The sequence below is a fragment of the Bacteroidales bacterium genome (assembly GCA_021648725.1).
GTDB lineage: Bacteria > Bacteroidota > Bacteroidia > Bacteroidales > JAADGE01 > JAADGE01.
On the sequence record JAKISF010000001.1, the window covers coordinates 53806 to 66228 of the forward strand.

10 protein-coding genes are annotated in these 12423 nt (G+C 29.8%); 6 read left to right on the top strand and 4 right to left on the bottom strand.

What is annotated here, in order from left to right:
- Positions 1 to 104: 104 nt before the first annotated feature.
- Entirely contained in the window at positions 105 to 3857 is a 3753-nt protein-coding gene (locus tag L3J35_00245) for a tetratricopeptide repeat protein (GenBank protein MCF6364613.1), read from the top strand.
- Between the two features lie 6 nt (positions 3858 to 3863).
- The gene (locus tag L3J35_00250) at positions 3864 to 5966 is read left to right on the top strand and encodes an OmpA family protein (protein MCF6364614.1); all 2103 of its coding nucleotides are present in this window, start codon (positions 3864 to 3866) and stop codon (positions 5964 to 5966) included.
- A 2-nt stretch (positions 5967 to 5968) separates the two neighbouring features.
- Here the strand turns inward: L3J35_00250 and amrA are convergent, their stop codons facing one another.
- Complete coding sequence (gene amrA / locus L3J35_00255; GenBank protein MCF6364615.1) at positions 5969 to 6502, bottom strand: AmmeMemoRadiSam system protein A; 534 nt, start codon at positions 6500 to 6502, stop codon at positions 5969 to 5971.
- Between the two features lie 257 nt (positions 6503 to 6759).
- Between amrA and L3J35_00260 the strand changes: the two genes are divergently transcribed.
- The 4 genes from L3J35_00260 to L3J35_00275 all read left to right on the top strand — a co-directional run bounded on the left by L3J35_00260 (position 6760) and on the right by L3J35_00275 (position 9657).
- On the top strand, positions 6760 to 6960 hold the full coding sequence (locus L3J35_00260; protein ID MCF6364616.1) for a hypothetical protein: 201 nt from the start codon (positions 6760 to 6762) through the stop codon (positions 6958 to 6960).
- A gap of 116 nt (positions 6961 to 7076) precedes the next feature.
- Positions 7077 to 7646 carry an NfeD family protein gene (locus L3J35_00265; protein ID MCF6364617.1) on the top strand — a complete coding sequence of 190 codons (570 nt, stop codon included), beginning with the start codon at positions 7077 to 7079 and terminating at the stop codon, positions 7644 to 7646.
- Positions 7647 to 7694: 48 nt separating this feature from the next.
- Positions 7695 to 9155, top strand: coding sequence for a flotillin family protein (locus L3J35_00270; protein ID MCF6364618.1), 1461 nt, complete (start codon positions 7695 to 7697; stop codon positions 9153 to 9155).
- A gap of 85 nt (positions 9156 to 9240) precedes the next feature.
- Positions 9241 to 9657 (top strand): secondary thiamine-phosphate synthase enzyme YjbQ, encoded by a 417-nt coding sequence (locus L3J35_00275; GenBank protein MCF6364619.1) that lies wholly within the window; start codon positions 9241 to 9243, stop codon positions 9655 to 9657.
- 7 nt (positions 9658 to 9664) lie between these two features.
- On the opposite strand, the gene L3J35_00280 is transcribed toward L3J35_00275, so the two are convergent.
- The 3 genes from L3J35_00280 to L3J35_00290 are packed head-to-tail and all read right to left on the bottom strand — an operon-like array spanning position 9665 to position 12422.
- Positions 9665 to 10807: a 1-acyl-sn-glycerol-3-phosphate acyltransferase gene (locus L3J35_00280; protein ID MCF6364620.1), complete on the bottom strand. Its 1143-nt coding sequence runs from the start codon at positions 10805 to 10807 to the stop codon at positions 9665 to 9667.
- Positions 10808 to 10827: 20 nt separating this feature from the next.
- Positions 10828 to 11595, bottom strand: coding sequence for a menaquinone biosynthesis protein (locus tag L3J35_00285; GenBank protein ID MCF6364621.1), 768 nt, complete (start codon positions 11593 to 11595; stop codon positions 10828 to 10830).
- A 5-nt stretch (positions 11596 to 11600) separates the two neighbouring features.
- The gene (locus L3J35_00290; protein MCF6364622.1) at positions 11601 to 12422 is read right to left on the bottom strand and encodes an EI24 domain-containing protein; all 822 of its coding nucleotides are present in this window, start codon (positions 12420 to 12422) and stop codon (positions 11601 to 11603) included.
- Position 12423: the final 1 nt, after the last annotated feature.

Genomic DNA, 12423 nt, shown 5'->3' on the forward strand with positions numbered 1-12423 from the left:
CTAAAATTTATTTGTAAAGGAAATTAAAATTAATAATTACATTTTTTTTGTTGTAATTGTATTTTAAAATTGTTATTTTTATAAGTTATTTTAAAGAAAATGAAATGAAAGTTTTTAAAAACATAATTTTACATTTTATATTATTGTTTTTTTATTTTTTATCGGATGCTCAAAACTCAAAAGTAGATAGTTTACTCAGGCTTGTGAATAAAACTGAAAGCAGTATAGAACGGTCAGACATTTTTATTAAAATTTCTTTAAATCTTGCATCGAAGGGTTTAGTTGACTCTGCACTTTTTTATAGTGAAAAAGCCTTAAAGATTGCAAAAAAAAATAATTGTAAATATAGTCTTGTAAAAATAAACTATTCTTTCGGAATAAATTACTATTATAAATCATACCTGAGTTTAGCAGAGAAGTATTTTGAAAAATCTCTGTTTATTGCAAAAAGCGTTAATGATTCAGCCTATTTAATAAAAGCATATAACGGTATAGGTGTTGTTAATGACAGTAAAGCTAATTATTCAAAAGCATTGGATAGTTATTTTGCCGCATTGGAAATAATTGAGAAAATTGAAAACAAAGAAGATGCAGGCTTTATATATAATAATATAGGTTTAATTTACCTTACGAATAATGATTTTAAGAATGCCCGGAAATATTTAAACCAATCTTTTAAAATAGCTGAAGAATTAGAAGATGAAACCGGTATTGCTACATATTTTATTAATTACGGGATTTTACTTTTCAAACAGAATAGATATGAAGATGCTTTGCATTATTATAAGAAAGCATTAGAAATAAATATTAAATTAAAAAATTTAATAGGCATAGCTACATGTTACGAAAATATTGCAGATGCATACAGAGAACAAAAAAAATACAATAAAGCTAAAAGGTATTACGAGTCTGCAATAGAAGAGAATAATGTCGTAGGAAATAAAGAAGGTATTGCGTCTATATATTTGGGAATGGGCGAAATGTATTATAAAATGAATGAGTTAACTACGGCAGAAACATATTTTACAGAAGCTGTATTAATTGCAGAACAAATAGGAGCAAAAAAAATAAAATCAGATGCATTTTTAAAACTGTATAGCTTATTTAAAGAAAACGAGAACTATAAAAATGCCTTAAAATATTATGAGAAAGCAAAAATATTGAATGATTCTATTTTTAAGAAAGAAAAAAATAAAAGAATTGAAGAACTGATAATTTCTTATGAATATGAAAAAAAAGAAAAAGAAAACAAGTTATTAAAGGAAAATCAGATTATCGCAAAAAAGAATATTGAAGTACAACAAAGCATTAAAAAATACCTTGTATTCGGAGTCTTGTTTCTTGTGATACTTTCAGCTTTTCTAGTTTTTCTTAGTTTAAGAATTAAAAAAAAGAATATAAAACTTATAGAAAGTATTGACGAAATTAAGAAACAAAAAAAGGAAAAGTCTGAAATTAAACACAAACTTCAGGTAAACGAAGCCCATCTGGAATCATTTATGAATAATGCTACCGATTTTGTAATATACAGAATTAAAGTTGCTTACAATAAAGATAGTGTCGGCGAACCTGTGTTTTTCAGCCCTTCAATAAAAGAAATATTAGGTATTGACAACCCCGAAGATTACGGTAAATGGTTTGAAAATGTACATGAAGATGATTACGACAGAATTACTGCAGCTAATATTCGTTCAGGAAAAACAGGCGAAATGTTTAATGAAATATTTCGTTATTATAATAAATTAAAAAAACAATGGATATGGTTGCATGTTATTTCAAATCAAGTTATAGACGATAAGACCAGAAAACGTTTCTTTAACGGGATAATAATTGATATTACAAAACAAAAAACATTAGAAAAAGCTCTTGCAGAAAGTGAGGAGAGGTACAAAGATATAATTGATAATTTATCAGAAGGTGTATGTTTGAACGATCCCGAGGAAAATTTTGTTTTTGCCAATAAAACAGCACATAAAATTTTCGGTGTAGATAATAATTCATTAATCGGCAGGAATTTAAAAGATTTTTTAGATAATAACCAAATTGAACTTATTTCGGAAGAAACAAAAAACAGAGCAAAAGGTAAAAGCGGAAATTATGAATTAACTATAATAAGAGAGAATGACAAAAAAAACAGGCTGATTAATGTAAAAGCCATCCCAAAAATAAAGAACGGAACACATTACGGAACTGTTGCAATTGTAAGAGACGTAACCGAAGAAAAAATTGCGGCAGAAAAACTTATTGCAAGTGAATCCAATTATAGAATGTTATTCGAAAACAACCCTGTTTCTTTATGGGAAGAAGATTATTCGAAAATTAAAAAGTTGCTGGATGATAAAAAAGCAGAAGGAATTTCAGATTTTAAAGAATATATTAACTCTAACCCTGATTTTGTAGAACTGTGCGATTCAAACTATATTGTAAATAATGTAAACCAAGAAACTTTAAAACTTCTGAAAGTTGACTCAAAAACAGAAATTATTAATAACCCGCTTAGATTTTTTACCGAACAAACACTAGAACTATTTAAAAAAATATTAATAGCTTTTGCCGATGATAAAAAAACATTTTATGACGAATTAGTCTTGAAAGATAAAAACGGTAACAGTATAGATATTTACCTGAAGTTATTTGTATTTGATAATTATAAAAAAGTTATAGTGTCGATGGTTGACATAACAGGCAGAAAACGAATTGAGAAACAATTGGTTGCTACTATGGAAGCAGCCGAAGAAGCAAATCAATTGAAAAGTCAATTCTTAGCAAATATGTCACATGAAATAAGAACCCCGATGAATGCAATACTGGGATTTTCTGATATTCTTAATAATCAATTAACTGATAAAAGGCATCGATCATTTGTTGATAAAATTCTGATAAGCGGAAATAACTTGCTAAATCTGATAAATGATATTTTAGACTTATCTAAAATAGAAGCAAATGAACTTAGAATTTATAAAACTCCTGCTGATATATGTCTTATATTGGATGAAACTTCTGAAATTTTTTCACAACAAATAAATGATAAAAAATTAAAATATAATATAACAAAAATAAAAGATATTCCCGATTCATTAATAATTGATGAGCTAAGAATAAAACAAGTACTGATTAATTTAATAGGAAATGCCGTTAAATTTACTGATGAAGGAGTAATTTCGGTAAATTTAAGTGTTGATAATAAAAGAAAATCAAAATTAGATTTGCATATTACCGTAAAAGATACAGGTATCGGTATTCCCGAAGATCAAATAAATTCAATATTTGATGTATTCAGGCAAGTCGACGGACAAAGCACACGAAAATTCGGAGGAACCGGCTTAGGCTTGTCAATTACTAAAAATCTTGTTGAGATGATGGGAGGTAAAATCTTCGTAAAAAGCAACAATAAAGGTTCAGAATTCAGAGTTTGTTTAAAAGATGTAGAAATATATGCAGGTAATGATGTTAATACGAATCAAGCCGAACAAATTGTTACGCAAAAAGAAAATATTAAGCTGCTTTATGCCGATGATTTAGAAATTAACAGAGAAGTTTTTAAAATGTTAATTGAAAATGATAATATTGAACTTATTGAAGCAAATAACGGAAAAGAAGTGTTGGAACTTTTGGAAACATTAACACCCGATATTATTTTACTCGATATACAAATGCCTGTTTTAGACGGATATGAAGCAACAAAGATAATTCGTGCCGAAAGTAAATTCAATAAAATTCCGATAATAGCATTAACTGCAAATGCTGAAGATGCGGACGATGAAAAGATAAATATTATTTTTGACGATTATATAACAAAACCTATTACGAGAGATAAATTACAAGAAAAGATATTAAAATACATAAAAACGAAATAAGAAAACATGAAAAAAAAACACTTTATTCTCACAATTTCAATATTAATATTGGGGCTGTTATATGCTGATGCACAGGTTACTCAAATCTTCAAAGATGATTTTAACGATAATAAAAACAAATGGCTTCAAAATGAATTATTTAAAATAAAGAACGGAAACTTTTATATTTCTTGCGAGTCAAAATATATTTTCAGAATGGCTTTTCAAGAACTGGCATTTAACAGCAAAAAAGATTATTACATAGAAACAAGAATTAAGCAAACAGAAGGTTCCTTAAAAGAAGGTTACGGCATAGTTTGGGGAACAGCTTCATGGAAAAACAGTTTGATTTTTGATATAGCATCAGAAGGCTGGTTCAGAATATACGGATATAAAAACGGAAAGCTTTTCTACATAAAAAAAGCAACCTGGAAAAAAGACATAATTAAAGCCAAATATTCATATAATAAGTTGGCAATTAAAAAAACAGGCAATTATATGTATTTCTACATTAACGGAACAAAAGTCTTTTCAACATCTTCTTATGATTTTTCAGGATATAATACAGGTTTAATTGTCGGGCAAGAATGTACTGCAGCATCAGATTATTTCTTAGTTAAAGCCGAAAAAAAATCAATAAACCTTGTAAGCAGTAATATTTCAAAATATTCAAAGGAAAACATGGGCTTAAATATTAATTCCCCGTATTCTGAAATTGCACCGGTTATTTCTCCTGACGGCAAAACACTATATATTGCAAGAGCAAACCATCCTTTAAATGAAAAACCGATAAGCAAATATGATATTTGGTATTCAACAAAAAACTCAAACGGAACTTGGTCAAAACTAAAAAAAGCTCCGAAACCTTTAAATAATTCCGGAGATAATGTTGTAATTTCAGTTACTCCTGATAATAACACTCTGTTTTTGGAAACATTGTATAACTCTGACGGAAGTTTTAAAAGCGATCAAGGAATATCAGTTTCATACCGAACAGTTAACGGATGGAGCATACCAAAAAAAATAAACATTAAAAATTATTACAACAATAATATTTACGAAAGTTTTGCATTTACCGGAAATCAAAGCGTGCTTGTAATGTCAATAGAAAGGAATGACAGTTACGGTGAAAAAGATATGTATGTAAGTTTTCTCCAAAACGACGGATCATACAGCGAACCAAAAAACATGGGACCTGTATTAAACAGTTATCTCGGAGAAGGAACACCATATATCGCACCCGATAATAAAACAATGTATTTCTATTCATTTACTGAAGCAGGTTACGGAGATGCTGACATTTTTGTGTCTAAACGATTAGATAACTCTTGGACAAAATGGAGTACTCCGAAAAATCTCGGTAAAAAAATTAATTCTGACCAATGGGATGTTTATTATACAGTTGCTGCCGAAGGAGACTACGCATATCTTGTTTCATCTAAAACATCTTTCGGAAATGAAGATATTTTTAAAATTAAACTGAGAGATGAAGAAAAACCCGAGCCGGTAGTTATTGTTTACGGAAAAGTTTTGGATAATAAAACAAAAAAGCCAATTTCGGCACCTATTGTTTATGAAAATGATAAAACCGGCAAAATTGAAGGACAAGCAAGATCAAATCCTAAAACCGGAGAATATAAAATTGTATTACCTTACGGAGTAAAATATAATATAAGAGCAAATAAAGACGGTTATTTTGCTATGAATGAAGCAATTGACTTAAGAGCAGTAAAAGATTATAAAGAAGTGAAAAAAAACCTGTTTATGTCTCCGCTTGAAAAGGAAGAAGCAATACTTTTAAAAGATGTAAACTTTTATACCACAAAAGCAACACTTCTTCCTGCATCATACCCTGAATTAAACCGACTTGTTAAATTAATGAAAAAGAATACTGCGTTGGTAATTGAAATTCAGGGGCATACAGAAGCAACACCGGGTTACGAAAAGCAATTAATGTATTTGTCAGAAAAGAGAGCAGAAGCCGTTAAGCAATATTTAATATTAAAAGGAATAAGCTCATCCAGAATAAAAAAGAAAGCATTCGGAGGAACAAAACCCATTGCAGATAATAACTCAGAAGGAGGACGTAAAAAAAACAGAAGAGTTGAGTTTAAAATATTACAAAAATAAAATCAATAAAATTTCTCAGTTTTAAAACGATATATTTCTAAATTATCAATGCCGTTTTGAATAATACCGGCTTTTCGTTTAATAATTCTGATTTGTTCATCAACAGTTTCAACACCTTCTATTTTTGGAAGTAAAACACCTCTTCTGTTATAATTATCAGAGATTATTGCTCCGTAAACTTTCGGATTTAACATAGAAATGTCTTTAATAAGTTCAGGAGGAGATAAAACTTCAACAGAAATTATTATTTTTCCCAGTTCTTTTTTTGTCAGTTTACCAAATCTACTGTCAAAAAAAGCAGCAGAAACAGCATTATTTATAATTTCAATATATAAATTTTTATAAACGGGTTTTATTGTTCCGATGCAACCTCTCAGCTCTCCGGTATCTGTTTTAAGAGTAACAAAACAAGAACTCTGTCTATTTAATAACGCCGGAACTGTTTGACTTTTAATGATATTTGTGCTGTTGTTTGATATATACTCATTGATTGCCTCAAAGGCAGTTTTTGTATATATGGTTTTGGAAATAAACATCAGTTTTTTATTAAGTTTTGTATTTTATCAAAAAATATATTTGTTATTCAGAAAATATATTATATTTGTCAATGAAAAAGCAAGAATAAAATCTAAATATATGATAAATTTAAAGTTTTTGAATTAATATTTGTCTAAAAATTTTGTATTTTAAAAAAATAGGATTTATTTTGCATAGTATAATAATTTTAAGATAGTTTTCGTTTAAACCAAGAAACCCTTTCTTTATTATATATAATAAACTTAAAAATAGTTTTATGAAAAAGACTTTACTGGCACTTGTATTTGTTTTTACTTTATTAGTATTACCCATATTTATAAAAAATGCATCGGCACAACCGCCGCCGCCGCCGCCGCAAGATATTCCTATTGACGGAGGATTGTTTTTATTAATTGCAGCAGGTGCAACATACGGTGCAAGGAAATTATATAAACAACAAAAAGAAATTGATGATTAATATAAGTCAGAATATTATTATATTAAAAGGCTCGCAATATTGCGAGCCTTTTTTTAGGTTTTAAAAATAATATTTCTTATATTTGGTAATAATTTATAAACCTAAAATTAATTTAAATGGATTTATCACTTTGGTGGGACAACCTGTCCGCACTTCAAAAAGTACATTGGGGAATTGCATTACCTTCCACAGTAATATTTGTAATTCAACTTATAATGACATTAACCGGTGGTGACGGACATGACGGAGACTTAGATCATGACGGTGATCATGGCGACGGTATGAATATATTTTCCGTAAAAAGCGTATTGGCTTTTTTAATGTTTTACGGTTGGAGCGGTTTAGCCGCAATTGAAAAAGGGAATTTGGCTTGGTGGGGAGTAAGCGGAATTTCACTTGTTGTCGGTCTTGTTATGATGCTTTTTACGGCATGGCTGTTTTTTATGCTTCTTAAACTTCAAGAAAGCGGAACCATGAAAATTGAAAATGCAATAGGCAAAGAAGGAGAAGTGTATTTAACAATTCCGGCAAAGAAAAACGGAAACGGAAAAATACAGATTATTATTCAAGGCGGATACAAAACATTAGATGCAATTACAGAAGATATTGAAGATATTGAAATCGGAACATTCATTGAAGTTGTTGACATCGTAAATGATACCCTAATTGTTAAGCGAAAGAGGTAAGTTAAAACTAAATCAGTAAATCATTTTTTCACATAAATAAAAATTAATATGGATTTCTTAGTAATTATTACAGTTTTAGCAGTATTAATGCTGTTAGGGTTTTTTGCATTTCTTGTAAAAAGATATAAACGTTGTCCTTCAGACAGAATACTTGTCGTTTACGGAAAAGTCGGCGGCGGCGGAAGAACAGCAAAATGTGTTCACGGCGGTGCTTCATTTGTTATTCCGATAATTCAGGATTATGAATTTTTAGACTTAACACCTATACCGATTGAAATTGGCTTAGAAAACGCATTAAGTAAACAAAATATTCGTGTAAACGTTCCTTCAAGATTTATGGTAGGTGTTTCGACAGAACCCGGAGTAATGCAAAATGCAGCCGAAAGACTTTTGGGATTAACACAAGCAGAAATCAGACATCTCGCTGCCGATATTATTTTCGGACAATTGAGAGTTGTTATTGCCACTATGGATATTGAAGAAATTAATTCAGACAGAGAAAAATTCTTAACAAATGTATCTTCAAGTGTTGAGCATGAATTAAGAAAAATCGGATTAAAATTAATTAATGTAAATGTTACTGATATTACTGATGATGCCGGGTACATAGAAGCTTTGGGGAAAGAAGCAACTTCAGGAGCTGTGAATGATGCTAAAAAGCAAGTTGCAGAAAAAAACAGAGACGGAGAAATCGGACAAGCAAATGCTCAAAGGGATCAAAGAATTAAAGTTGCGGAAGCAAATTCAGATGCACAAATCGGAGAGGCAAATGCAGAACAAAACAGACGTACGAACATTGCATTTGCTAATGCGAAAGCAATTGAAGGTGAGAACCTTGCAAAAGTATCTATTGCAGATACAAATGCCGAAAGAATGAAAAGAGAAGCTGAAGCCGAAAAAATTTCTGTTACTGCCGAAAAAGTTAATGAAGCACAAGCAAGGCAAGCAGCTTATGACGCAGAAAAACAAGCTGAACTTAAACGTGCCGAAAGAGAAGCTGCAACCCAACATGCAAACATCATTGTTCCTGCTCAAATAGAAAAGCAAAAAGTAGAAATTGAAGCTGAAGCCGAAGCCGAAAGACAAAGAAGAATTGCAAAAGGAGAGGCTGATGCTATTTTCCTCGAAATGCAAGCAGAAGCAAGAGGTAACTTTGAAATATTAAGCAAACAAGCTGAGGGTTACAAATTAATGGTAGAATCAACAGGCGAAAATGCAAGAGATGCAGTATTGTTGATGATTGCTGAAAAACTTCCCCAAATTGTTGAAACTCAGGTTGAAGCAATCAAAAATATTAAAATTGATAAAGTTACGGTTTGGGAAAACGGAAACGGTGACGGAAACGGAACTTCAACAGCTAACTTTATGAAAGGAATGATGGGGGCTGTTCCGCCTTTGGAAGATTTATTTAATCTTGCAGGTATGAACTTACCAAATTATTTAAAAGGAAAATCAACTGATGAGGTTCAAGATGCCGAAGTTGTAAAACCTAAAAATAAGAAAGCTTAAAAATAAAGTAAATATTAATATTTTGAAACTTGGAATTTGAAGTAAAATTTAAATTTCAAGTTTCTCGTTTAAAGTTTTTCGGAATATGAAATCTTACAGAAAAGAACTTTGGTTTAATACAACAAGTCGTCGCCAATTAATTAATATTACAAGAGAAGTTCAAAGTGAAATCAATGAAAGCGGTATTAATGAGGGATTTGTACTTGTTAATGCAATGCATATAACTGCAAGCGTTTTTATAAATGATGATGAATCCGGTTTACATCAAGATTATGAAAATTGGTTAGAGAAACTTGCTCCGGAAAAACCTTATTCGCAATATAATCATAATACTTATGAAGATAATGCCGATGCACACCTAAAAAGGACGATTATGGGACGAGAAGTTGTTGTTGCAATAACAAACGGTAAACTTGATTTCGGACCTTGGGAGCAAATCTTTTACGGAGAATTTGACGGTAAAAGACGAAAACGAGTTTTGGTAAAAATAATCGGAGAATAATTATTCGTTACGGTAACTTTATTTTGTTAATAAGAGGATTTGCATAAATACCGTAAAATATATTTTCTAATAAATCATTTTCACCTTTTATTGAATTAATGATTTTTTTACATTGAAATCTTAGTTTTGTTTCATCTTCTTTAAGATATTTTTTCTCACGTAAAGATTTTTTTGAATTTGTTAAGATGTCAAATGCAATATAATTGTTTTTGGTCAGTTTAAAATTGTCGTATATTTCTTTATCAATAAGCTCAGACAATTTTTGAATGTTTATGTTTCTGTTAGTATCTTTATTAAACTTCTGAATTTCTGAATTGACACATTCCCCGAAAGATATACAAACTCTGCCTTTAATATTATATAAACCTCGCCCCATATCCTCTAAATCGTCTTCTAAAGTTTTATGATATTTTTTACCTTGTAATTTTGAATATGTCGATGCAATTTTTGATTCAATTGTGGGTTCATATTCATAAGAAATACTAACGGGAACTATATTTAATTCTGAAAAATCCTTTATAAAATTATTTGTTCCGCTGAAGTTTAGCATTTTTAACAGAGCTAAATCCGTTAAGTCATTTCCGTCTTTTGTTCGTCCTTCTTTTTGTGCAATCCAAACGGATGTGTTTCTGTTTGCTATTGTATTCCTGATGTATGCAGACAGCTTCATTGATGCTCGCAACATTTCTTTTCCTTGCAAATCCCTTTTTACAACGAATGATTTATTTAAACGTGCTAAGTCTTCTATCCATTTGTATATTAAGAGGTTATTGCCTATTGCGATTTCGGAAGTTGCTAAGCCGTTTTTCAGCAGACTTTCATTAATTAAAGCTGAGTCCAGAATAATATCTCTGTGATTTGATATAAAAAGGTATGCTTTGTTTTTATCAAGTTTTTCAATTCCGGTAACCGATAATTCGGAAATTGATAAATTTACCAGACTTTCAACATAATATGAAATATATTTCGATTGAAAATCATAAACCGAATTAACTTCGTTAAGTTCATTGCTGAGGTTTGCAATTCGTTCGTCTGTAAAAATTTTCTTTAAAATATAAATAAATCCTTTATCCTTAACAAGATTTCTGAGTTTTTGATTAACCTCTTCATCTCTGAATGAACGGATATCATCAAAATTATATTTATCCATAGCTTATTTGTAAATGTGTTTTAATGCTTATTCTCTTTTTTTAACATTTTTAAAAATAAATCCATTCCTCTTCTTTTTTCAACATCTAAATGATAGCTTATACTTTTTTCTAAATAACTTTTTATATCAATATCAGAGTTTTGGTTTTTTAGTTTATAATTTGCAACTACTTGATTGATATTTAATAATCCGAATTTTAATGCTTCATTAAATTTAGTTACAAAAGTATCTTCTAATTTTTTATTTGTTACCCATGCTGCAAAAACAAAAGGCAGTTTTGCAAAGTTCAGCCATTCTTCCGACAAATCATAAACATATTTAAAGTTTTTTGCATATTTAAATGCTCTGTCGCCTATTATTAAACCGGCAGTATTATTTTTTATTTCTTCCTCAAAACCTTTTTTTGCATCAATATAATTAATGTTTATTTTCCAGTGGTTTTTTGCAAGTATTTTCAATAAATTTACGGAAGTTCTTGAATGATAATCTAAAAATATATTTTTGATTTCAGCAACAGGAACATTGCTTAATAAAAGTACGGTTTTTACTTTTCCTACGGCACCTATGCAATAATTTGAGATAACATAAGGGTTACTTAATTTATGAATTTCGGCAATTGGAATTAAGCCTATATCAACTTCATTATTAATTAATTTATTTGCACAAACGGAAGGTATATCTCTCTGTATGTCAATTTGTTCTGAAATGTTGCCGTAATTTCTTAAACCATACAAAAAAGGCAGTGTATTAAGATATGAAACAGCAGATATTTTAATTTTCTTCTTCAAAAATATTATATTTCTGCATTAAACATTTTGTCGATTTCGATATCTTCAATTTTTTTTATTTCAAGCATTGAAACTGTTCCCGCTATTACGGAAATTACGGCAATAAATGCCGACAAAGCTGTTCCCAGCCAAGGGATAAACAATACAAATGCAAATAAAGAACCGTTTACGATTGCAACCCATTTATATTTTCTGATATGTTTTACGCTGTCTTTTAATTTGCGTTTATGTCTTTCGTTTGTATAGTCCATATACGAAAAACCGTAAAAATATGAAGAAACAAAAAACATAAAAATAACTCCGAGCCAACTTATAAAAGATAAAATTATTCCTGCGATAAAAATAAGAATCATTATTCCGGTTTCTAATAAAACGTTTCTGATTGCAATACCTATGCCCCTGAAAACATCAATTATAAATTGTTTAAGTTCAAAAGGATAATCAATGCCACCTTCACTTAAAACATATTCTGTTTTTTCGGAAATTATTGAAAATAAAGGAGAAAGAATAATTATTATTACAAAACCGCCGAAATAGACAAATGTTATGAAAAATAATGAGTATATAATAATTTCAATAAGACCGGATGATAACCATTTTAATGCACCTGCACCCCAAAAATTACCTTCGCCTATATTTATCCAATTTACGAAAGCATCACTTGCCCAATCGGCTGCATCTTTGACAAAACTTATTCCGAGCCAAAAAAATAGAACGTTCAGCAGCAAAGGAAAAATCATATATTTTATAAAACCTTTTGAGAATAAAAGTTCTATTGCTTTGAAATAGCCTTTAAATCCAATTGCAACTTGTTTTCTGAATATCATA